This window comes from Parafrankia sp. Ea1.12, assembly GCF_900465275.1.
Taxonomy (GTDB): Bacteria; Actinomycetota; Actinomycetes; order Frankiales; family Frankiaceae; genus Parafrankia; species Parafrankia soli.
Genome location: NZ_UBIZ01000183.1, coordinates 1 through 21,404, shown reverse-complemented (window position 1 = coordinate 21,404; position 21,404 = coordinate 1). Strand labels below are relative to the sequence as shown.

Annotated in this window: 16 protein-coding genes and 7 pseudogenes; 13 read left to right on the top strand and 10 right to left on the bottom strand. The window is 67.9% G+C overall.

Going from position 1 to position 21,404, the window contains the following annotated elements; translation table 11 throughout:
* Positions 1–359 precede the first annotated feature (359 nt).
* Positions 360–689: pseudogene (locus FMEAI12_RS37840) on the top strand (transposase); the annotation flags it as partial.
* Between the two features lie 145 nt (positions 690–834).
* A complete protein-coding gene (locus FMEAI12_RS37835; RefSeq protein ID WP_235013744.1) occupies positions 835–1,179 on the top strand; it encodes a hypothetical protein in 345 nt (114 codons plus the stop codon).
* Positions 1,180–1,506: 327 nt separating this feature from the next.
* On the opposite strand, the pseudogene FMEAI12_RS39725 reads toward FMEAI12_RS37835, so the two are convergent.
* Positions 1,507–1,728 (bottom strand): annotated as a pseudogene (locus tag FMEAI12_RS39725) (IS3 family transposase); the annotation flags it as partial.
* On the opposite strand from FMEAI12_RS39725, the gene FMEAI12_RS05840 reads away from it, so the two are divergent.
* Both FMEAI12_RS05840 and FMEAI12_RS05835 read left to right on the top strand, forming a co-directional pair.
* Positions 1,727–6,685, top strand: coding sequence for a diguanylate cyclase (locus tag FMEAI12_RS05840; protein ID WP_112105257.1), 4,959 nt, complete (start codon positions 1,727–1,729; stop codon positions 6,683–6,685). The pseudogene FMEAI12_RS39725 and the gene FMEAI12_RS05840 sit on opposite strands and share 2 nt — an antisense overlap.
* 447 nt (positions 6,686–7,132) lie before the next feature.
* The gene (locus tag FMEAI12_RS05835; RefSeq protein ID WP_071065950.1) at positions 7,133–7,684 is read left to right on the top strand and encodes a DUF6328 family protein; all 552 of its coding nucleotides are present in this window, start codon (positions 7,133–7,135) and stop codon (positions 7,682–7,684) included.
* A gap of 323 nt (positions 7,685–8,007) precedes the next feature.
* On the opposite strand, the gene FMEAI12_RS36120 is transcribed toward FMEAI12_RS05835, so the two are convergent.
* Positions 8,008–8,529, bottom strand: coding sequence for a DUF6191 domain-containing protein (locus FMEAI12_RS36120; protein ID WP_146776641.1), 522 nt, complete (start codon positions 8,527–8,529; stop codon positions 8,008–8,010).
* A 479-nt stretch (positions 8,530–9,008) separates the two neighbouring features.
* Between FMEAI12_RS36120 and hpnR the strand changes: the two genes are divergently transcribed.
* A complete protein-coding gene (gene hpnR / locus FMEAI12_RS05825) occupies positions 9,009–10,493 on the top strand; it encodes a hopanoid C-3 methylase HpnR (protein ID WP_112105255.1) in 1,485 nt (494 codons plus the stop codon).
* A 33-nt stretch (positions 10,494–10,526) separates the two neighbouring features.
* Positions 10,527–11,144: pseudogene (locus tag FMEAI12_RS05820) on the top strand (SAM-dependent methyltransferase); the annotation flags it as partial.
* 107 nt (positions 11,145–11,251) lie between these two features.
* On the opposite strand, the pseudogene FMEAI12_RS39720 reads toward FMEAI12_RS05820, so the two are convergent.
* Positions 11,252–11,401 (bottom strand): annotated as a pseudogene (locus FMEAI12_RS39720) (IS630 family transposase); the annotation flags it as partial.
* Between the two features lie 674 nt (positions 11,402–12,075).
* Between FMEAI12_RS39720 and FMEAI12_RS05810 the strand changes: the two are divergent.
* Complete coding sequence (locus FMEAI12_RS05810) at positions 12,076–12,279, top strand: cold-shock protein (protein ID WP_007507818.1); 204 nt, start codon at positions 12,076–12,078, stop codon at positions 12,277–12,279.
* A gap of 45 nt (positions 12,280–12,324) precedes the next feature.
* Here FMEAI12_RS05810 and FMEAI12_RS37830 read toward each other — a convergent pair whose 3' ends face one another.
* The 3 genes and pseudogenes from FMEAI12_RS37830 to FMEAI12_RS05800 all read right to left on the bottom strand — a co-directional run bounded on the left by FMEAI12_RS37830 (position 12,325) and on the right by FMEAI12_RS05800 (position 13,251).
* On the bottom strand, positions 12,325–12,741 hold the full coding sequence (locus tag FMEAI12_RS37830) for a hypothetical protein (RefSeq protein WP_235013742.1): 417 nt from the start codon (positions 12,739–12,741) through the stop codon (positions 12,325–12,327).
* Positions 12,742–12,768: 27 nt separating this feature from the next.
* Positions 12,769–12,858, bottom strand: a pseudogene (locus tag FMEAI12_RS37825) (IS6 family transposase); the annotation flags it as partial.
* Between the two features lie 135 nt (positions 12,859–12,993).
* A complete protein-coding gene (locus tag FMEAI12_RS05800) occupies positions 12,994–13,251 on the bottom strand; it encodes a hypothetical protein (protein WP_112105254.1) in 258 nt (85 codons plus the stop codon).
* A gap of 761 nt (positions 13,252–14,012) precedes the next feature.
* Between FMEAI12_RS05800 and FMEAI12_RS05795 the strand changes: the two genes are divergently transcribed.
* Genes FMEAI12_RS05795 through FMEAI12_RS05780 form a run of 4 tightly spaced genes read left to right on the top strand, consistent with a single transcriptional unit; the run spans position 14,013 to position 16,597 of the window.
* Complete coding sequence (locus FMEAI12_RS05795; protein ID WP_112105253.1) at positions 14,013–14,792, top strand: PspA/IM30 family protein; 780 nt, start codon at positions 14,013–14,015, stop codon at positions 14,790–14,792.
* A complete protein-coding gene (locus FMEAI12_RS05790; protein WP_020460126.1) occupies positions 14,789–15,067 on the top strand; it encodes a hypothetical protein in 279 nt (92 codons plus the stop codon). Before FMEAI12_RS05795 ends, FMEAI12_RS05790 begins: the two co-directional genes overlap by 4 nt.
* A 10-nt stretch (positions 15,068–15,077) precedes the next feature.
* Positions 15,078–16,007, top strand: a complete 930-nt coding sequence (gene htpX, locus FMEAI12_RS05785; protein WP_112105259.1) for a zinc metalloprotease HtpX — start codon at positions 15,078–15,080, stop codon at positions 16,005–16,007.
* Between the two features lie 11 nt (positions 16,008–16,018).
* Complete coding sequence (locus tag FMEAI12_RS05780) at positions 16,019–16,597, top strand: hypothetical protein (protein ID WP_112105252.1); 579 nt, start codon at positions 16,019–16,021, stop codon at positions 16,595–16,597.
* Positions 16,598–16,687: 90 nt separating this feature from the next.
* On the opposite strand, the pseudogene FMEAI12_RS05775 reads toward FMEAI12_RS05780, so the two are convergent.
* From FMEAI12_RS05775 to FMEAI12_RS05765, 3 genes and pseudogenes are all read right to left on the bottom strand, one after another.
* Positions 16,688–17,181 (bottom strand): annotated as a pseudogene (locus tag FMEAI12_RS05775) (IS1634 family transposase); the annotation flags it as partial.
* A 144-nt stretch (positions 17,182–17,325) separates the two neighbouring features.
* Positions 17,326–18,612 (bottom strand): cytochrome P450, encoded by a 1,287-nt coding sequence (locus tag FMEAI12_RS05770; RefSeq protein ID WP_112105251.1) that lies wholly within the window; start codon positions 18,610–18,612, stop codon positions 17,326–17,328.
* A 426-nt stretch (positions 18,613–19,038) separates the two neighbouring features.
* Positions 19,039–19,281: a hypothetical protein gene (locus tag FMEAI12_RS05765; RefSeq protein ID WP_071065939.1), complete on the bottom strand. Its 243-nt coding sequence runs from the start codon at positions 19,279–19,281 to the stop codon at positions 19,039–19,041.
* 422 nt (positions 19,282–19,703) lie between these two features.
* Here FMEAI12_RS05765 and FMEAI12_RS05760 point away from each other — a divergent pair, with 422 nt between their 5' ends.
* Both FMEAI12_RS05760 and FMEAI12_RS37820 read left to right on the top strand, forming a co-directional pair.
* Positions 19,704–20,018 (top strand): hypothetical protein, encoded by a 315-nt coding sequence (locus FMEAI12_RS05760; protein WP_235013740.1) that lies wholly within the window; start codon positions 19,704–19,706, stop codon positions 20,016–20,018.
* Positions 20,015–20,500 carry a hypothetical protein gene (locus tag FMEAI12_RS37820; protein ID WP_235013739.1) on the top strand — a complete coding sequence of 162 codons (486 nt, stop codon included), beginning with the start codon at positions 20,015–20,017 and terminating at the stop codon, positions 20,498–20,500. The genes FMEAI12_RS05760 and FMEAI12_RS37820 overlap by 4 nt, the downstream gene beginning before the upstream one ends.
* 65 nt (positions 20,501–20,565) lie before the next feature.
* Here FMEAI12_RS37820 and FMEAI12_RS05750 read toward each other — a convergent pair.
* A pseudogene (locus FMEAI12_RS05750) lies at positions 20,566–20,850 on the bottom strand (integrase core domain-containing protein); the annotation flags it as partial.
* Positions 20,851–21,404: the final 554 nt, after the last annotated feature.

Below are 21,404 nucleotides of genomic sequence, written 5' to 3'. Positions count from 1 at the left end.
TCCGTCCGTGTCGCTCCCGCGGCGAACCGGTCAGCCGCGGCCAACCGAACCCGCTCCCGTTCCACCTGCCCGGCGGGCGTCAACCCGCCACCCGTCGCATACCTCATAGCAAAAGATGTACCCGCCCACCACCAGCCATCACCAGACCCATTAACACCACACATTAATCGTCAGTACTGGCGGGCCGAGCAGGCCCCCGCTGGGCATTCCAGTCCTCTTTTACCTGCGTCCTCGACCCCCGCGGCCGGGAGGTACCCTGACAGTAAGGTCTTTGATTGAGTCAGTATTTGAGAGTTAGCGTTGTACGCCTTCCTTGCGATCGGCGCTCAGGACGGTGTCGCGTTCGAAAAAGACTTGTCCTGGTGGTGAGCGCGGAGGTGTGGACGCGGCTGACGCTGCTGATCCCGGCTCGGGAACGGCGGTTCCGCTACCCAGGCCGATTGCCGCTCGACGACCGGGCGGCGCTGACGGGAATCCTATGGGTGCTGCGTAACTACGTGCCCTGGCGGGAGCTGCCGAGCACGCTGTTCGGGGTGTCGGGGGTGACCTGCTGGCGCCGCCTGCAGGACTGGGTGCAGGCCGGGGCCTGGCCGGAGCTGCGCGAGCAGCTGCTCGCCGAGTGCGACGCCGACGGGCTACTCGACTTGCACCGGGCGCTGGTGGATTCCTCTCACATCCACGCCCTGAAGGGGGCTCCGAGACGGAGTCGACCCCGCAGCGCCGCCGCCCGCGGCGGCAGGGTCGGGGGCGACCGGGCCGGGGACGACCGGGCCGGCGGCCCCGCCCACGCAGGCCACCGTCGCGCCGGCGAGGATCCTGCGCGCGGGGGACTATGTGCTCACGGCGGGCGAGGAGACCGCGGGCTTCGAGAGCTCGGGCGGCGCTGGCGACGAGAACAGCGACAGAGGACCAGCTGGCGGGCGAGGACGAGAACGGCTTCACCTACGAGATCGTCGCGGTCGAGACACCGTCCCCGCCGCGGGGGCCACCGCGCTGGTCCGCACCTCGATGGGCATCACGGACGAATACGGCACCTACGGTTACGTCTTCGACACGATCTATTTCTACGTCGGCCAGGTGGCCGTCGAGCTCGACGTCACCAACATCCAGGACGTCCCGCCGCCGATCATCGAACAGGGCCTCATCGACCAGATCGCCGACAAGTTGACCAACCAGTAGCCACCCGGCCGCCACACAACCGGCCGGGACAGGGAGCCGGCCACTGAGCAGGGCCAGCACAGGCCATGTGGCCCTCGCGGAATCGGCCATGAGGAGACGAACGACCGGACTGTCAAGGCCCAGCAGTACTCGAGAGCGGAGACTCCCGACCCGAGATGCAGCCCCGCTGAACGGTCCCTCTGGGTGACGTCCGCTGTCCAGACCTGGCTCGAGGCTGGGGCGGCGAAGCCGCGTCCGACCAGGTCTGGTGGGAGGCGGGCGGCACGGTCTCGGCGGGTGAGGCTGATCCGTCGAGGGCGGTGAACCCCTTGCGTCGCCTGCCTGTCCCATCAGCCGGGCGACGCGTTTACGGCTGGTCCGCACCCCGGCGGCGGCCAGGTCGGCGCGCATGCGTGGGCGCGCCGTAGGTGCCCGGGATGCCGCGTGGACGGCGGTGACCTGGGTGGTGAGGGTCTGGTCGTCAGCGGTCCGGGCCCTCGTTGCTTCCGCCCCGACTCGGGCAGGCTGGGGAGATAAGCTGTCCGCGGCACGGTGTGGGGGTGTCCAGATGGTCTCCCAGCGGGTGACCCCGAGCCGGGATTTGCCGGTGACGGTGGTGCGACCGGAGCTGCTTCATACGACGGAGCAGACCCGGATCACTCGGCTGGTGTTTCCGACTGGATGTGTGATCCGAAAGGAACCGCTGGGACCAGACGCGCAGCGGCGGTTGCGGCATGAGGTCGAGATCCTTGGGCGGCTGTCGGGAGTCCAGGGGGTCGCACACCTCGCTGCTGGGGCCGTGGAGTGCGCGGGATCGATCCTGCTGGTCGATGTCGATGGCACGGCGCTGTCCGAGTGGACGACTCCACTGGATCCGGCCGAGCTGGTCGATCTCGCCGAATCGCTGGCGCGGGCCGTCGCTGGGATGCATCACCGGGGTGTGGTGCACCGGGACATCTGCCCGGCGAACATCGTGGTGAGCAAGGACTTGGGAGTTCCCTGCCTGATCGACTTCGCGCTTGCCACAGCTCTTTCGTCGGTCCGGCCGGAGTTCACGTACCACGGGGCAACTGTCGGGACGGTGCCGTACCTGGCGCCGGAGCAGACCGGGCGGACCGGTCGCCCGGTCGACCAGCGAGCCGACCTGTACGCGCTCGGGGCCACCCTGTACGAGCTGGCTACCGGCGCGCCGCCGTTCGGCACGGACAACCCAGTTCGGATCATTCATGACCATCTCGCTCGGATCCCACGCTCGCCTGTGGCGGTGAATCCGTCGGTACCGGCCGGGCTGTCGAACATCATCACGCACCTGTTGGAGAAGGAACCCGACGACCGCTACCAGAGCGCCGACGGGTTGGTGCACGATCTCACCCTGGTACGACGCGGCGCGGCGGCGGTGCATCCTGGCGAGCATGATTTTCTGACGCGTCCGCTGATGCCATCCCGGCTGTCCGGGCGCGACCGGGAGGTCGACGAGCTGGACGCGGCGTTCGCCGAGGCCGTGACCGGACGCTCTCACGGGGTCCTCGTCGGCGGCGCACCGGGCGTGGGTAAGACATCCCTGGTCAGTGAGCTGCGGCCGATAGCGGCCGGCGTCGACGGCTGGTTCGTGGCCGGCAAATTCGACCAGTATCGCCGTGACCAGGAGTACGACGGGGTCCGGCAGGCGCTGCGTGCGCTGGGTCGGCTGCTGCTGGCCGAGCCGGACGACTACCTGGCCGAGGTGCGGGACCGGATGTTGCGGGCGTTGGGACCCAACGCCGGCCTGGCTGCCGCCACCGTGCCGGAACTGGCGGTGCTGCTGAAGGTTCGCCCAGAGCCAGGCGATCCGATGACCGCACAGGTACGAGCGCCACGTGTCGCAGTCGAGGCACTACGTGCCGTTTCCTCCCGGAAGCGACCAGTGGTGTTCTTCGTCGACGACCTGCAGTGGGCCGGGCGGACGCCGCTGGACTTCGTCGACCTGGTGTTCGCCGGTGAGGAACAGATCGCGGGACTGCTGCTGGTCGGCGCGTACCGGGAAAGTGAGATCGACGCCGCCCATCCACTGACGCCGATGCTCGCCCGCTGGCGTCACCAGGCAGTCGGGCCCCACCACCTGCGGTTGGGTAGCCTGCCGCCAGCAGGGCAGGCGGCCTTGGTGGCTGACCTGCTGCACCTGTCCCCGCCGCCCGCCACCGAGCTGGCGCAGATGATTGCGCCATCCGCCCGGGGAAATCCGTACGACATCGTGGAGCTACTCAACGCGCTGCGCCACGACAGGGTACTGACCCTCGGCGGGGGTGGGTGGCGATGGGACTGGGAGGCGCTGCGCCGCCGGCTCGACCGAGTGGATGTGGCCGAGCTGCTGGCCGCGCGGGTGGCCGCGCTGCCGCCGGCCACCGCGGAGGTGCTCGCGGTGATGGCCTGCCTGGCGGGCCAGGTGGAGCTGGACCTCCTAGCTGCCGCGACTGGGCTGCCGGCGGACGAGGTCGAGCGGCGGCTCGCCCCCGCGTTCGGCGATGGCCTACTGGTACTGGAGTCCGACGGCCGGCAGAGCGTGCGGTTTCACCACGATCGGACACGGGAGTCCGTGCTGGGCGGCCGCGCCGCGCAGGACCAGGACGCGAGGCGGTTGCGTCTGGCACGGCGCCTGGTCGAGCGGCCCGAGTTCTTCGCCGTGGCGGCGGAGCAGTACCTGCCCGTAGTTGATGCTGTGCATGGCACCGAGGAACGGAAGCGGGTGGCCGGACTCTTCCGGCACGCCGCTGAGGAAGCGAAACTGCTGAGCAATTACTCACTGGTCGAGCGGCTCCTGACCGCGGCGGTCGAGGTCATCGATCCGACTGACACCGACCAGTTGATCGCAGTCCATACCGACCGGCACGCCGCCTTGTACAGCCTCGGCAGGCTGGAGGAGGCGGACGACACGTACCAGACCATCGGCCGGTTGTGCACCCACCCGGTTCAACTCACGGCCGCCACAGTGGTGCAGGTCAGCAGTCTCACCAACCGGGGACGCGGTGGCGAGGCGATGCGGCTCGGCCTCGACCAGCTGCGGCACCTCGGCATATCCGTCCCGGACGAGAACGATCTCGATGCGGAGATCGACCGCGGACTCGACGCGCTCTACCGATGGATCGACACGACCAGCGAGTCCGACGACCTGCACCGACCGGGCATCACGGACCAGTCCCGGCTCAGCACCATCAAGCTCGTCAACCGGCTCATGCCCGCGGCCTTCTTCTGTGACCAGGCGATGATGGCCTGGCTGACCATCAAGACGCTGGAGGTCTGGGCATGGCACGGCCCGGATCGCGCTCTGCTCGGCCCGGCCGGCCACATCGCGATCGTGACCATCGTCCGCAGGGGCGACTACCGCACCGGGCACCGCATCCTGCGGCGGATCCTGGCGGTCGGTCAGGCGCTCGGCTATGAGCCTGATGTGTGGCAGGCGCAGTTCGTATATGTGATCACTACCGGCCACTGGTTCGCGCCCCTCGAGGACAATCTGTCCGAGGGCCGTCGCGCGCTGGAGGGACTTGTCCTGAGCGGTGATCTCCAGAACGCATGCTGGGCCCACTACGCACTGTTGTACGACCTGTTGGACTGCGCGCCGTCTCTTGATGTCTTCGCCGCTGAGGTCGACGAGGCACTGGCGTCCGCAGCCCGCACCGGCAATGGACATGCCGAGACGATATTTCGGATATTTCGCCGACTGGTACAAGTGATGCGAGGCGAGTCCGTCGAATCGGCGGCCGACGAGGCAGCCGAGCTGAGCATGCTGGCCGCGGACCCGTTCGCCGTCGCCAACCTGCATGTGGCCCGGGCGCTCGCCGCAGCCGTTCTCGGTCATCCGGTCGATCTGACCCGGCATGCGGCAGCGGTGATGCCCTTTAGGCCAATGGTCGGAGCGAACTATGCGATGGCGGTGGCGCGGGTGCTGCTTGCCCTGGGCATGGCGGCACAGGTTCGTGCGGCAGGAGCGGATCGGCGTGACACAGAGCTCGCCGAGCTCGACGAGCTGGTCGAGTGGCTGGCCGCACGTGCGGCTGACGCGCCGGCCAACTTCCTGCACCTGTTACGCATGATGGAGGCGGAGCGGGCGTGGGCTGTCGGAGACTTCCGCGAGGCGGCGTACACGTTTGACATGGCGCAGAGAGAGGCTTCCGTACGGGCGCGCCCGTGGCACCGGGCGCTGATCCTGGAACGCGCTGCACGCTTCTACCTGGCCCACGGCATGGATGAAGCCGGCCACACGCTCCTGGCAGCCGCCCGGCGCCAGTACCTGGACTGGGGCGCGACCGCGAAGGTCAGCCAACTCGACTGGGCCCACCCGACGCTACGAACCGAACCCGCCTGCGAACCGGTCGTTCATCCACCGGCGGCGCCATCCACGCGACGCTCGACCGTCGCGACCGGCACCGTCGATCTGCTCGGCGTCGTCGCGGCATCCCAGGCACTCAGCTCGGAGACCAGCATCGAGGGCCTCCGGGCAAGGGTCGTGGGGATCCTGTCGGAGATGACCGGTGCCACCGGCGTCCACCTGCTGTTGCGTAGGCAGGAACAAGCCGGGTGGTTGGTGCCGACCGGTGCCGGTGGCACCGTCTCGCTCCGGGAGGCCAGCCGGCGGCGTCTGTTGCCCGCCTCGGTCATCCGATATGCCGAGCGCACCCACGAACCTGTGGTCGTCGCCAACGCCACCCGCGACGACCGGTTCCGCCGCGACCCCTACCTCCTCGACTTCGACCGCTGCTCGCTGCTCGCCATACCCATCATGATCCGGGGCCATCTGCAGGCGATGCTGCTACTAGAGAACAGACTGATCCGTGGCGCGTTCTCCACCGAACGCCTCGAAGGAATCATGCTCATCGCCGGACAGCTCGCGGTCTCGCTCGACAACGCCATGGTCTACGCGTCGCTGGAACGCAAGGTCACCGAACGAACCGGGCAGCTCGCCGCTACCAACGAACGACTCGCCGCCGCGAACCACCAGCTGGAACAGCTCTCGGTCACCGATCCGCTGACAGGGCTGGCCAACCGGCGACGCCTCGAAGAGGCCCTGGACATCGAATGGCGCCGGGCCCAGGAACACGCGGCACCCATCGCGCTGGCGATGGTCGACATCGACCACTTCAAACTCTACAACGACCACTTCGGACACGCCGCAGGTGACCGATGCCTCCAGCGGGTCGCCGCATGCCTGGCCGAGAATGTCGGTGACACCTTTCTGACCGCCCGCTATGGGGGGGAAGAGTTCACCGTCGTGATGCCCGACACCGACTCGGATACCGCCGCTCGGCTGACCCGACGCCTCTGCTCCGCCGTCGAGGAACTGGCCGAACCACACCCTCTGGCGGTAGAGCGCATCATCACCGTGAGTATCGGCGTAACCGCGACCATCCCCGCTCCCGACGACGACATGGCAGTGTTCGTCGAAATCGCCGATGTCGCGCTATATCGGGCCAAAGACGGCGGCCGCAATCGGGTCCGAATGATCCCGTTTCCGGTAGACAACGGACGTGGGGAAAAACCGCCTGCCCGGTGACCTGGCGGCGGACGACGTTCAGGCTTCGTCAAGAAGGAGAGCTGGTCCGGATCGACTCCGCCTCGCGGCCTCGGCCATGAGCACGCGTATCGCATAGTGGGTGAGCAGAAGGGCTCTGTTGCGTCCGGTGGGGTGGGGCAGCCGGCATGATCGAGTGATGGTCGAGGCGCTGCCCGTCTGCGGTGGAGCCGGAAACTCCACAAGATCGGCGCCAGATCCTGAGAGCGGGCACCGCTTGTCGGCGGGAGTTGGCCGCAACCCGGGTGGGCGGGGTGCCCGTGTAGGCAGGACGGCGTCGTGAAGGTCATCCTGCACCCGTAGCGAGCGGTGACGACACCGATCATACCGGTGCCGATCATGACGGCTGATCGCGACGGAGGGCCGCTCGTCTCTGCCCGCGGCCGCCTGAGCGGTATCAATGCGGCCGAATCGGGTAGCTGGAAGATCATGGGTGAGATTGCGGGGACGACGGTCAAACAGGACCATCAGGACGGGGTTGACGAGGAGGACCGCGGTCGAGAGGGCCACGGCCGAGAGGAGCGCGAGTCGGCGCAGGAGCGCCTCAACCGGAACTGGGCGGAGATCCTTCAGGAGTTGCGGGTCGCGCAAACCGGGGTGCAGCTGCTCACCGCGTTCCTGCTTGCGTTACCGTTCCAGAACAGGTTCGCCACGCTAAGCAATAATCAAGAGTGGCTCTACCTCGCGGTGGTGGCACTGTCCATCCTGGCCACCGGCCTGCTGATCACGCCGGTGAGCCTGCACCGGGCGATGTTCCGCAAAAGGGAGAAGGAAACCCTCGTCGTCGTGGCGAACCGGCTGGCGCAGGCAGGCCTGGCGGTGTTCTCGGTGGCTGTGTCCGGCGTCGCGGTTCTCATCTTCGACGTGACCAAGAATTTCACCGTCGGCATCATCGCCGGAGTGCTCACACTGATGCTGTTCGCGACGCTGTGGGTCGCGGTTCCCGCCGCCCTGCGACCCGCGCCGACCCCTGAGCACTGACCGGCGGACCTGAGGGCCGGTTCGTGCCGCGGGCAGGACCACTACTCCGCCAGGAGGACGCCGGCGCCGGGGAGCCAGCCCGATCACGGGTGGCGGGCTGCCCGGAGCCGGTGTGCCCGGTCGACCATCGCGGTCAGGAGCTCGACCGGGCGCCGGATGGTTCCGATCAGCCTCTCCTTCATGGTTGGCTGTGCACACCACATCGCGCCCGCCGCCGCAGACCGCAACGGTCGTTACGGGCAGGGGCGACATCGAACCTCGAAACCGCGAACTGCGAGGACGTCGGTCTGGTCAGCGGTTCGACTGCGGAAGCAATGCACCCATCAGTCGGCCTCCCGGACACCGGGCTTTGTGGGCGAGGCAGCTGGCGCCGCCACAACGGGTAGGCGGACGATCGCCTGACCGGGCTCGAGGTGCTTGTGAGGAGGAGCGCTCTCGGAGTCGTCGTCGCGGAGGATCTCTTCGGTGCGGCGCTGCTCGATCTGGTGCCGCTTGCCGGCGTAGAAGCTGGCTTCCAGTTCGTCGAGCGCGATCGTGGACACACTGCGGCCTCCAGGCCGTCGTTGCCACGGAAGCCAGCTGCGGGTGGTTGCCCACGCGGTGAAGCGGTCGACGGCGGCAAGCAGGATCAGGGCGCAGACGAGTCCGGGAATAGTCATGAACCATAGGAGCGCCACAGTCTGAAGACGATCCCCGCGATCGTCTGGTTCCGGTTGCTGCCCGCACCTACTGCCGCTGGTGCCAGCCGGTGCTCCTCCGGGCAGGTTGTTCAGGATGTGGGTGGCGCCAGCATCGCCAACACTGCGATCAAGAGCGTCGCGGTGTTCGGCGATGCCCTCGCGCACACTGTCATGATCTGATCCGCCTCGGCTCCACCACCGAGAATCTGATCGGTGGAGGAATCGGCCGCAAACCCTGACGAGGGTCGCGACGCTGCTCGGAGCGGGAGCTGTTGCGACACTCCCGTACGTGGGCGGGCAGGGTGCTGCAGCAGGTAGGGCCCGAGCAGCTTCACGATCGAGGTGACCGTGACATCGGCTCGCATAAAATGCACTGGCATGGCGGATCTGCTCCGCGGATAGGGCAAGGAGCCAGCCGAGACGTTGCCTGTGAACGCCGTCGGCCATGAGGGCCGTCCGGCGAGGCGATCCTTGATCCCACTGGTCTGGTAGACGATCGTGTTGAACCGCCCCGGTGTGTCATGAGTCTCCGGACACGCCGGGGGGATTCACCACCCCACGGACCGCGTCCGATCGCGCAACAGCGGTATGTGGACGGGCTCCGGGGTAATCCGGAGACACGGCCAACGGAACGAGGCGATGCCATGCGTGTGCTGCTGGTCCATCCCAGTGCGTTGATGTATTCGGAGATCTTTCTGCGACTCGAGCCTCTGGGTCTTGAACGCGTGGCCGCATCGCTGCTCGTGGCCGGGCACGAGGTCCGCCTGATCGATCTGCAGACCGCCGACATACGGGACTACACCCGAGCGCTGGCGGATTTCCGGCCGCATACCGTGATGTTCGGCCTGAATTATCTGGCCAACGTCCCAGAAGTCATCATGCTCGCGAAACAGGCTAAAATCACCCGACCAGGATGTTTGGTGATCGCCGGTGGTCACAGCGTCTCGTTCATCGCCCAGCACCTCCTCGAGAACTGCGACGAAGCAATCGACGCGGTGGCCCGGGGAGAGGGCGAGGTCGTCGCTCCCCGGATCCTCGAAGCCGACTGGGACAGCCTCACCGAGGTCCCGGGAGCCGTCACCCGCGCCGGGTCCGGGCCCCCACCGACCATGCTGCCCACCCTCGACGAGCCGCTACCGGCCCGTTACCTGCTCGCCCGCCGCAACCGGTACTTCATCGGCGAGCTCGACCCGTGTGCATCGGTGGAGTTCACCCGCGGCTGCCCCTGGGACTGCTCGTTCTGCAGTGCCTGGACGTTCTACGGGCGCAGCTACCGGCGGATGTCGGCGGACGCGGCCGGACACGAGCTCGCCTCCATCCGCGAGCCCAACGTCTTCCTCGTCGACGACGTGGCCTTCATCAAGCCCGACCACGGCAACGCCATCGCCGACCAAATCGAACGCCGCGGCATCCGCAAGCGCTACTACCTGGAGACCCGCGCGGACGTCCTGCTGCGCCATCCCGAGGTCTTCCAACGCTGGCGCCGGCTTGGCCTGACCTACATGTTCCTCGGCATGGAGGCCCTCGACGCCGAGGGACTCGACCTGTTCCACAAGCGCATCTCCCCCGACGAGAACATCAAGGCCCTCGAACTCGCCCGCAAGATCGGCATCACCGTGGCGGTGAACCTAATCGCCGACCCCGCCTGGAGCCGTGACCAGTTCCGGCTGGTCCGACAATGGGCCCTGTCCGTACCGGAAATCGTCCACCTGACCGTCATGACGCCCTACCCCGGCACCGAGATCTGGCACACCCAGTCCCAGAAACTGACCACGCTGGACTACCGCCTGTTCGACATCCAGCACGCGGTCACCCCGACCAGCCTTCCCCTCGACGAGTTCTACCGAGAACTCGTCGCGACCCAGGCCGTACTGAACCGCAAGCATCTCGGCGTCAAGGCACTGGCCGCTACCGCACGTATCGTCGCCGGGCATCTCACCCACGGTCAGACGAACTTCCTGCGCATGCTCTGGAAGTTCCCACGGGTCTACAACGCCGCGCGGCTCCACGCCGAACACGGCCAGCCCGCCCACTACTGTCTGCCGGCACCGACCCACGCAGGGGTGAGCCACCGGCGACGCGAGCTGTACATTCACCAGCCTATTCACACCCCGTTTCACAAAGACTGATAAACGGCGGCGTGTCGGGTCAGGAGGGCCCGCGTCCTGGCCGCGAAGCACGGTATCCGCCAGTTCCTGGACATCGGTACCGCGCTGCCGACCGCGCCGAACCTGCACGAGGTCACCCAGAAGGTCGCGCCGGAATCGCGGATCGTCTACGTCGATAACGATCCCATAGTGTTGGTCCACGCGCGGGCCCTGCTCACCAGCGCCCCCGAGGGGCGGACCGCCTATCTCGATGCCGACCTCCACAACCCAGAAGGGATCCTGGAGTCCGAGCAGCTGCGGGAAACCCTCGACCTGAGCCAGCCCGTGGCGGCCAGTCTGATCGCGATCGTGCACTTCATCGCCGATGACACGGTCGCGCAGGACCTCATCAACCGGATCATGCGTCCGCTCCCGGCGGGCAGTGTCCTGGCGCTTTCCACCACTACCGCCGACAGCGCACCCGAGGAAGTTCACGCTGGCGAGGCCGCGTACAGGGCCAACGGAATTCCGCTGATCGCGCGCGACAAAAGCACGGTGGAGCGTTTCTTCCACGGGATGGAACTCCTCGACCCCGGCGTCGCGCTCGTCCACCACTGGCATCCCGACGACGAGGCGGCTGCACTGGACAACGCCCACGTGTACATGTACGGCGGAGTCGCCCGGAAACCGTAGGATGCGCGCTGTCAGCGTCAGCCTGGTGCCGCTGGCCATGACAAGATCCCGGTTACTGGGCATGAGCGAGAAATGCGTCGACGTGCCGTTTCCGACCGGCCTTGCCCACTCGACGCGCCACCAGCGCACGAAAGCACGATCTTGCATCGTAAGGCCAGAGCCTGCGACGACTTCGCCCGCCGGATCCAGCGGGTCAGCGTCGCCCGCTCCTCCTCCGCCAGCACCAGGTTGGCCATCGGCCGCCCCGTCCTCGCCACGGACCCAGCCGTACTTAATCAGCGAACTCAGGTCCAGGACACTAGCTGGCGATGCAACAGATATACATATCGATGCCCACATGACATTGAGGGGCCCGAGTTACGTTCGATAATCGATGGCTCAGATGGAGGGCAGCCCGACGATCTATGCCGTCTCAGGGCCTCGGTGGTAGCAGCCCCTCCCGCGCGGTCCGATTCTTTCCCCGCAGCCCTGCGTCGACCTTCGGTAGCGTGCCAGCGGTGATCCCGCCGCCCCAGCAGCAGAACGTCGGGGATGCTTGCGGCGACGAGCGACACCGGCGCTGGTAGACTGATCCGCAGCTCGACCAGCGAGCCGTGGACAACCAGGACCGCGGCGACAGACCCCGTCTGGACACCGCTTCCCGCTCCGCCGGTGCCTCGTGCGCCTTTGACGTCGGTTCCCAGCGTCTGGTTCTGTTCCCAACCCCGTGACTTCCGCTGCGGCAGGCCTCCCGACGGCAGGCAACGGGTTGGCGTGATGAGTGGTAGGTTAGTCCTGTTGCAGTTGTAGGTTCCTCGAACGTATGGACGCCCGCAGATTCCGACAGCGGGCGTTTGTTGCATTCCGACCAGTTCGACAGTGGGGGCGATCACGCTGCGGCACCCCGGCCGCACCAGGCGGCCCCGGTTCGGCTCCCACGGAGGAGAAGCACATGGCTCAGGGCACTGTTAAGTGGTTCAACGGCGAAAAGGGCTTCGGGTTCATCGCGCAGGACGGCGGCGGCCCGGACGTTTTCGTTCACTACTCGGCGATCGACAGCGCGGGCTTCCGTAGCCTGGACGAGAACCAGCGCGTGGAGTTCGACGTCACGCAGGGCCAGAAGGGCCCGCAGGCGGAGCACGTCCGCCCGGTCTGACGCGCACCCGCAGACGTCTGCGTCTCGGGCGCCCAGCATTGATCGTTAGATGCACTGAACAGCTGCGCGGGTCGGATACCGACCCGCGCAGCTGTCGTTGTGTCGACGGCACGTCCGCACAGGCCATGATCGCGGCGTGTGAATGTGAAGGGGAAGCGGCAGATTCGGGCGTCCGGCGCTCCTCCGCTGGCCTTCGTCCCGCGCACCGGTAGCGACCGAACCCCTGGGGACTCCCACCGACGACCCCTCAACCGAAACAGGCCAGCTCACAGGCCGAAACCCGGATTGCGGAGCCCCACAGGTCGGCCTCGGTCCAGTTGTTCTCTCGGGCGGCGTCGACGTGGCAGGACTCGGGCAGCAGCCCGTCAAGGAGCCGTGGGTAGGCCGGGCCTTGTCCGTGGTGACCTCGACCGGCCGACGTCCGTACGCCAGCGCCCGGGCGAAGAACCGCCGGGCAGCCACCCGGTCACGCCGAGTACTGGCGAGAACGTCGACGTCGAGGCCTCCGGCGAGCAGCTCCTCGACGTCCCGGTACGACAGCGCGAACCGCAGGTACCACCGCACCGCCAGCACGATCACCTCCGGCGGGAACCGGAACCCCGCGAACTCCGACCTCGGAGCCGATGGACAGACACGACGTCGACGCATCACTCGATCATGAACGATCGACAGCCGCGAGGGCGGACTTCGCCAACGCAACAGAGCCCGGCCAGCTTAGTGGACAAAGACCAGGGTCCCGCCCGGGGTGACGGACACCTCGACCACGCCTTCCATCGCCAGCCGTTCGTACACTTGTTCGACCAGGTGGTCAATTTCGTCATCGTTCTTGAACGGCATCGCCGCCGCAAGCTCCGCGAAGAGCTCCAGGGCTACCCGCCGACACGAGGGGCATAGATCGGTAGGCCCGAGCGCGGTCTCGACCGTCGTGACCCCTTCGGTTCGATTACATGCTAGATAGTCACACTTGGTCATAGGACGAGACCTTCCGGCAAGCGCCCTCCAGCGGCTGGCTCCCTACTGAATCCGAGGGCCTTTCAGGTACCTACCCAAGCTCCCCCTATCCAAATCACCCCGTTCCTCCGTCTACGGCTGAACGCAGGACGTTCGCGGGGTTGCGTCGGGGCCGAGCTGGGGTTTCGCGCAGGCAAAGATCGTCATTCGCGGCCGAGTGACGGCTTCGAGCGGGAGGTCTGGCGGCGTGGGCACCAGTCCTCCCCACACCCGTGGGTGTGATCCGGCCAAGACGTCTGAACGGGATGCGTTGTGGGAGTGAACAGCCCCGGAGAAGCTGCTTGCCCGCCTCGCTGCCCACCCCGGTCGACCCCGACCAGCTGGATGACCAGTGACGGGACGAGGAGGGAGTGTCCGACCGCCGGTCGGGTAGCCCGGGGGTGAGATCCCCCCGGGCTACCCGGCCGCCGTCACCCCGCGACCTTATTGAAAACGACTGTCACCGCTAATAAGCTACCCGGCGCGACGTTGACATGGTCATGTCTCCTAATGAGTTCTGGGAGTAAGCCATCCGGCAGACTCCGAGCGGTAGCCGCCGGCAGGTGAGCACTCGTGTGTCCTGGACTTCGAGTCCTGACGAAAGACAGTGCCCCTTTCGTGTTGGGAAGAACCCCCGCGCGGGCGGGGACGACGCCGGTGCGGAAACAGATGGACCCGCTCCCGGGTTGCCGGCGGCGCCCGGGGAATGCCCACCATGGGCCACCCGGCGGAGGGAGGCACCGATGAGCCTGAGCCGACGGTTGGCATTGGTGTTCCGGACCAAGGCCAGCAAGATCCTGGACCGCGCGGAGGACCCACGGGAAGTTCTCGACTACTCCTACCGGCGCCAGCTCGAACTCCTGCAGCAGGTACGCCGCGGCGTCGCCGACGTCGCTACCAGCCGCAAGCGGCTGGAGCTGCAGGTGCGGCAGCTGCAGGAATCCGGCGGCAAGCTGTCGGAGCAGGCCCGGCAGGCGGTCGCTGCGGGCCGCGACGACCTCGCCAGGGAGGCGCTGAGCCGGCGCGGCGGGGTGACCGGGCAGATCGAGGACCTCGGGCGGCAGCATGCGTCGCTACGGGCGGAGGAGGACCGGCTGATGCTCGCTGCGCAGCGGCTGCAGGCGAAGGTCGAGGCGTTCCGGACCCGCAAGGAAACGGTCAAGGCGACCTATACCGCGGCCGAGGCGCAGACGAAGATCGGCGAGGCGTTCGCCGGCGTCTCCGAGGAGATGGGCGACGTCGGGCTGGCGATCCAGCGAGCCGAGGACAAGACCCAGCAGATGCAGGCCAGGGCGGGTGCGATCGACGAGCTGCTCGCCTCCGGTGCACTGGACGACGCGACGGCGACCGGGCCGAGGGACGACATTCAGGCCGAGCTGGACCGCCTGTCGGCGACCACCGACGTCGATCGCGAGCTGGCCACGATCAAGGGCACGCTGCCCGCCGCGGGGCCGCCGCGGGCGATCGGGACCGCGTCGCCGGGCGCCGAGCCGGAGGCTCCGCCGCTGGAGGGAAGGTCATGATCATACGCATCCTCGGCGAGGGACAGTTCGACGTTCCCGACAGCGAACTGGATGCACTGAACGTCCTGGACGAACGGCTGGTCACAGCCATCGGGTCGGACGACGAGGAGGCCTTCCACGCCGCGGTCGACGCACTGCTGGGCCGTGTCCGCGAACTCGGCTCGACGCCGCCGGCGGACCGGCTGGCGCCGTCCGATCTGGTGCTCCCGGCCGCCGACACGACGCTAACCGAGGTCCGCGGCCTGCTCGGCGACGAGGGTCTGATCCCAGGCTGAGGAGTCGATGATGGTCGTGCGTGCGCCGCGACGATTCTCCGCCGACCGCGGGCTGACGGTCCGGATGCTGGTGACCGTCTTCCTGCTCGGGCTGGTCTACGTCGCCTTCGTGGCCGTCCTGATCGGTATCGGTCTGTCGCCGGTCCTGGTCATCGTGATCGCCGGGGGCCTGCTGTTCGCCCAGTACTGGTTCTCCGACCGGATTGCGCTGTACGCGATGGGCGGCCGGGTCGTCACCCCGCAGCAGGCGCCGCAGCTGCACGGTGTCGTCGACCGGCTGTGCGCGTTGTCTGACACACCCAAACCGGCCGTTGCCGTCGCGGACGTCGATGTGCCCAACGCGTTCGCGACCGGCCGGAACCCCAAGCGGGCCGTTGTCTGTGCCACGACCGGGTTGCTCCGGCGGCTGGACACCGAGGAGCTCGAAGGGGTGCTTTCCCACGAGCTGTCTCATGTCGCGCACCGGGACGTGGCGGTGATGACGGTTGCGTCCTTCCTGGGGGTGCTCGCCGGGCTGATCACCAGATTTAGCCTCTATTCCGGAATGTCCGGCGGACTCGGCCACGCGGACGACGACGACGAGGACAGCGGCACCCTCGTCGTTCTCGTGGTGGTACTCGTATCGACCATGGTCTATGCAATGTCGTTCGTGCTGACCAGGGCACTCTCCCGCTACCGCGAGCTGGCCGCGGACCGGTCCGGGGCGCTGCTCACCGGCCGGCCATCCGCGCTCGCGTCCGCGCTGACCAAGATCAGCAGCGATATGTCCCGCATCCCGACCCGCGACCTGCGGGCAGCCGAACCATTCAACGCGTTCTTCTTCGCGCCGGCGGTGGCGGGCGGGTTCAGCCTGTCCTCGCTGTTCTCCACCCACCCACCCCTGGACACCCGGCTGACGCGGCTCGCCCTGCTGTCGGCCGAACTCGGCGAGGCCAGATAGCAGGTCGCCGGATGCGGATCCTCGACGTACTGCTCGGCCGGTCCCGACCGGTCCAGCCGAACCTGGACCGGCTGTTCGCGCTGCCTGCTGCGGCCGTGACCCTGCAGGTGCGGTCGCAATGGCGACCCAGCGGGGTCGGATCGGTATGCGTCAAACCCGCGGAGGGCGGCGCGTTCGCCGGCCTGCAGGGGGAGATCGACCGGTTGCTCGCGCTCGACGGCGGCCGGTACGAGCGTCGGACCGACGCGTACGGCTACGTCTGGTTGATCCGGCGGACGGCGACCGAGGATCTCGCCGGGCTGGTCACCGATCTCCATGCGGTCAACGCCGCGTTGACCGACGCCGGCTTCGGCGCGGCGCTGCTATGCACCGTCGTAGCGTTCACCGACGACACCCGGCCGCTGGGGTTGATCTACCTGTACAAGCGGGGCACCTGGTACCCGTTCGCGCCACTCGACGATGAGCGTCGCGACAACCCGCTGGAACTCGAGGTCAGGGCAATCCTGGCGGACGACCTCCCGATCGAGCCCGATCTGTCGCGCTGGTTCCCGGTTTGGGGCTCGCCCGGTCTCGACGCACCGCAGCCGTAGGTCCCCGGAGGGGTCGCACCGCACACGTGACCCGTTCGCTTGCTCCAGAAAGCGGTCCGAGGATCATTCCGAAACCAGTTCCTAGGCCATTTAGTGCGTGCCGTGGATCGCGCCGAGGGCGGTGTGGAGGTCTTCGGGGAGGGGGTCGGCACCGGTGATGGTGGGTCACCGGCCTGGATCGTGATGGTGCGGTAGCGGCGGGCGGTCGTGACGAACTTCTTGATGGACCAGCCGGTCGTGTTCTCGATTCACCGACTGACGGCGAGGGCGGCGAACACGATGGTCAGGTGCGCCTCGGTCGACTCGCGGGTGTGGTGGTAGACAGGTCGGGCGGCGAGGTCGGACTTGCTCGTCCGGAAACTCTTCTCAACGTTTAGCAGCCGACTGTAGGCGGTGATCACCTGGTCGGGGTCGGGGTTTGCCAGGTTGGTGGCGTAGCCTTTGATCCCCGCCAGGGCGCGGTTCTTCGCTTCCAGCGTCCGGTCGACCGACTTCGTGGCGCCGGCCAGGCGCACATACTGGTTCCGCTTCACAGGGGTTTTCCCCGCGACGACTTTTTCCGCCTTGCCGATCAGGTCAACACCGGTGGCCGAGTTCCGGCACCCCACAGGGGCTGTGCACGCGGGCGTAGACCACAATGATCATGTCCGGCGGGAAACCGGACTCCGGACCTCCGCGGGGCGGCGGCCGACGCCCGGGCGGCGCCGACCGCGCCCGGTGGTTCGGTCTCATCCGACCGATCGGCCCGCCTGTTCCGTCTGGTCCGCCGGGCTCGCATCCGGCCGGATGCCTGCAGCCTCCAACCGGACTCGCAGGCTTCGCAGGCCGCGGATGGTCAGGGTTTCGCGATAACTCGGCGCCGGATCCAGCACGGTGAGGCCCGGCGCGTGGCGCAACAGCGTCGCCAGGACGATCTCGAGCTCCATCCGGGCGAGTTGTGCCCCGAGGCAGAAGTGCGCGCCAAGCCCGAACGCCAGATGGCGAGGAGCCGACCCGGGACCGGCGAAGCGGGTCACATCCAGCCGGTCCGGGTCGGGGAACACCCGCGGGTCCCGGTTGGCGCCGGCGATCAGGATGACGACGGCCTCGCCACGGGCGAAGACCCGGCCGGCCAGGCGGCGCTCCCGGAGCGCGACCCGGTTGGTGAACTGGACCGGGGGATCGAACCGGAGCAGCTCGTCCACGGCCGCGGGGATCAGGTCAGGCCGCTCGCGAAGCAGGTCGAGCTGGTCGGGATGACGGTTGAGTGCCAGCACCATGTTCCCGGTCATGTGCACCGTCGTCTCGTAGCCGCCGAAGAGCAGCAGCACACAGATGTCAAGCAGCTCCGTCTCGGTGATGCGATCGCCGGCATCGTCGATCGCGGCCAGTTGGCTGATCAGGTCTGGGCCGGGCCGTGCGCGGCGCTCGGCGACCAGCCCGCGAAAGTACTCACCGAAGGCCGCCGCGGCGGTCGCCCGGTCGCGTAGCTCATCCGCGGAGAGAAGCGCATCCGGGTCGAGGCCCCTGGCCAGCGCCCGAGCCCAGGCGTCGAACCGCTGGTAGTCCTCAATCGGAGCGCCGAGCAACTCACAGATCACCGTGATGGGCACGACCGCGGCGAGATCACTGACAAGGTCGAACTCGGTGCTGCCGAGGGCCCTGTCCACCAGGTGCTCGGCGGTCCGTTCGACAAGCGGGCGTAGCCGGACCACCTCGCGGGGAGTGAACGCCTTGCTGACCAGCCCGCGCAGGCGAGTGTGGTCCGGTGGGTCCATCCGGATGAAGGAACCCGGAATGTCATCGGCCGCCACCCCCGGCCGGATGGGACTAATCCCAGCGGAGTATCCGTGCCCCCATCGGGGGTCGCTCAGAACCGTCATGCAGTCGTCGTGTCCGGTGACCAGGTGAGCGCCGAGCGGGGTCGGGACGAGTGGACCGAGCTCGCGGGCAGCACGGTAGTAGGGATACGGGTTGGCGCGGTTCTCGGGGCTGAGCATGTCGAAGACCGTCTGGATCGGCTCGGGGGCAGGCATCGTCCTCGGTGTCTCCTCGCGTCGTCGCCCGCCCGACATCCCGCCGCCCGCCCGGCAACACCCTCGCACAACAGACATCAGCGATCAGCCGGGCGAGGGGAACAAGCTGGCCCTTTGCCTCTCGTACACTGCCCGGACCCGGGTTCCCCCAGCCCGGCGAATCAGCACCCGCTATCGAACGATCCAATCCCTCCGCGGTGGGCCAGCCCACCGACCAGCAGTGACCACCCGCTCCACAACGGCAACGGAGGGTGTGTTGCAGCCAGCCGGCGCGTTGATCGGGAAGGCCGGGTAGAAATGCGTCGCTGTCACATCGGCTCTGAGGCAGAGCTGCATCCACCGCTACCGGCCGATCTTGACCGGACCTTTCCCGTCTGAGGACTGAGCATCCGGCCTCCGAGCATCTTGCGGACGCTCATGTCCTGATCATCCGAGGGATGCACTCCCTCGATCGCCGGCCGTGGCGGCCTGTGGGATCACCTCGCAGCGTAGGACTGCCGCCTCACCTTCCGGGGTCTCGATGACCTCGCCGGTGGGCCGGTACACCACCGTGTGCGGGTTGAGCCATGACGTGCCGAAGGTGAGCGTCTGGCCAGGGCGGACCACGAAGGTGCCGCCATGGAAGGGCCCGTCGTCCAGGATCGCAAGCGTCACGTCAGACAGCACCATGCTCGGTGACTTTAGGTGTCCTCCTCGGGCGTCGCCATGCGTCGACAGACGATCAGGACGTTCTTCACGCGACGGCGACTTCCGTTCCATGGGGAGCGTATGCCGCGAACGGCGGCTGTACGGCCTGGGCACCGGTGCACCCGGGCGCCCCCGGGCCACGGGCAAGGCCACCGGTCCGCCCGACGCGTCGGTGCCGGTCTCTCAGCGGGTGCGGATCCGGCTCGGAGCGGCCTCATCCCATCACCGACCGTGCACGAATAGCGGCAGCGCGGTTACGCTCTGCCATTCGCTGTGGGGTGCAGAGGGAAGGAGATGCCATGACGCCGCCTGCGGGACGCGGGAGCACGGCCACGTCGACCACGAGGGGCCGAGGGGCCACACACCAGACCAATCATGACCAGCCCAAGCCTGGGTCGGAGGGTGTGGAGGGGCCGGCGGCGCGGGCCGCGACGATCCGGTTGCCGTTCCTCACCGCCCGGTTCGAGGTGCCGGGCCGGCTGGCCGGCGACGGGTGGCGGCTGGGTCCGGTCAGCGTGCCCTCGCCGGGTAAGTCCGTCTACTACGTGGGGCTGGGTGTGTTGGCGGTAGCGGAGCTGGTCGAGTGGCCGGTGGCCGTGGCCATCGCTGCCGGTACCTATGTCGCGCAGCACACCCGCGGTGCGTCCTCCGCGCTGCCACGGCCGGCATCGAGCGGGCCGGCATCGGGTCCCGCCAAGGACGGGCGGTCGGGCGTGTGAGGCCGCTGCCCTGGCTACGTCCGGCCGCGGTCGCGCGGTGGTCGGGGAAGGTCGTTGAGACGGTTGTCGGTGAGTTGGCTGGGCCGTCTCGGCGGCCGCGGCGGGTGTGGCGCCGGTCGGGTGTCGCGCACATCGAGCTGCGCGGCCACGCACGTATGGGGGTGTGCGGCCATGCCGCGGTGACGGCGGTGCCGCGTGGTGGTGAGCTCATCGACTCGCCGGTACTCGACTACCGAACAGTCCGCGGCGTCAACAGCTACAGCTCGCTAACCCCGGCGCGGGAGGTCGCTGACGGATGCGCTCGCCTCACCGAGTTCTGCGGCGTGCCGTTCCTGGGCGTCGATTTCAAGATCGACCACGCGACGGGAGAATGGTTCTTCCTGGAGACCAACTCGATGCCGTGCTTTGAGGGATACGACGAACGCGCGGACGGCGCCATCTCCCGCGCGATCGTCGACTGGCTCAGCACGCCGGAATGCTGACGCGCCGCGTGCCACGCACGTCCTGTGGGGTACCGACACTCGGGCACCGGCGTTGACTTGGGCTTTTAGGCGGCTCGTTCGTATTCGCTGATCAGGCCGCCGAGGACAGGCTGGTATTTGATCCGGTCCTGGGCCAGGACGGTGCGCAGATGCCGCTCACCGAAGATCGGTATCCGGTCGGTGAGCTCGGTCCGGACCGTGCGGACGAACCGTTCCGCGTAGGCGTTCGCCCGCGGGGTTCGGGGTGGGATCTTGACGGCGGTGATGCCGGCGTCGGCGAGGACCGCGTCGAAGGAGGCGGTGAACTGTCCGGCCCGGTCGCGGACCAGGAACTGGAAGTCGGTCGCTCGATAGTCTGTCGGTGCATTCGCGGCGGGCGGGTCCGCTCGGCGTTCCGCGATCGCGTTCGCCTGCGAGGCTTGCGGAGGTGTGCGCACCACGTCGATACCGGCTCCGGCAAAGGTAGCATCGAATGAGGCCGTGAACTTTGTGTCGCGGTCATGGATGAGGAACCAGGAACCGGTGGCTGTGCTCCTCGAGGTCCATCGGCAGGTTCCTGGCCCGCTGGGTGACCCACGCTGGGGAGTGTCCGACTGGCCTTGTGGGGTGCCAGAACGGTGCTACCGGGGCTGGCCGCCCGGGACGCTCAATGGGCTCAGCGGTCGCGACGGGAGGCGTCGGGAGCGAGGTGGGCGAGGTGGGCGAGTAGCTTCTCGGGTGCCGTTCAACTTGTCGTTTAACCGCCGGGTGTCACGCTGTGCGATACCTGCTGGTGTTGTGTCCATTCACGGGTGCGACCCGTGTTGATGCTGTTTCAGGCTGCGGTAGCGACCGGGGTTGGTAGCCAGGGCCGGCCGGCGAGGGCGTCGTGGATGGCGTCGAGGGCGCGGATGCCGTGGTCGCG

Coding starts and splice junctions, on each gene's coding strand:
- htpX (WP_112105259.1), top strand. CDS start 15,078: ATGGTCGTGCGTGCGCCGCGACGATTCTCCGCCGACCGCGGGCTGACG.
- FMEAI12_RS05765 (WP_071065939.1), bottom strand. CDS start 19,281: ATGGTGCTGTCTGACGTGACGCTTGCGATCCTGGACGACGGGCCCTTC.
- FMEAI12_RS05770 (WP_112105251.1), bottom strand. CDS start 18,612: ATGCCTGCCCCCGAGCCGATCCAGACGGTCTTCGACATGCTCAGCCCC.
- FMEAI12_RS05840 (WP_112105257.1), top strand. CDS start 1,727: ATGGTCTCCCAGCGGGTGACCCCGAGCCGGGATTTGCCGGTGACGGTG.
- FMEAI12_RS05835 (WP_071065950.1), top strand. CDS start 7,133: ATGGGTGAGATTGCGGGGACGACGGTCAAACAGGACCATCAGGACGGG.
- FMEAI12_RS05810 (WP_007507818.1), top strand. CDS start 12,076: ATGGCTCAGGGCACTGTTAAGTGGTTCAACGGCGAAAAGGGCTTCGGG.
- hpnR (WP_112105255.1), top strand. CDS start 9,009: ATGCGTGTGCTGCTGGTCCATCCCAGTGCGTTGATGTATTCGGAGATC.
- FMEAI12_RS05800 (WP_112105254.1), bottom strand. CDS start 13,251: ATGACCAAGTGTGACTATCTAGCATGTAATCGAACCGAAGGGGTCACG.
- FMEAI12_RS05790 (WP_020460126.1), top strand. CDS start 14,789: ATGATCATACGCATCCTCGGCGAGGGACAGTTCGACGTTCCCGACAGC.
- FMEAI12_RS05795 (WP_112105253.1), top strand. CDS start 14,013: ATGAGCCTGAGCCGACGGTTGGCATTGGTGTTCCGGACCAAGGCCAGC.
- FMEAI12_RS05780 (WP_112105252.1), top strand. CDS start 16,019: ATGCGGATCCTCGACGTACTGCTCGGCCGGTCCCGACCGGTCCAGCCG.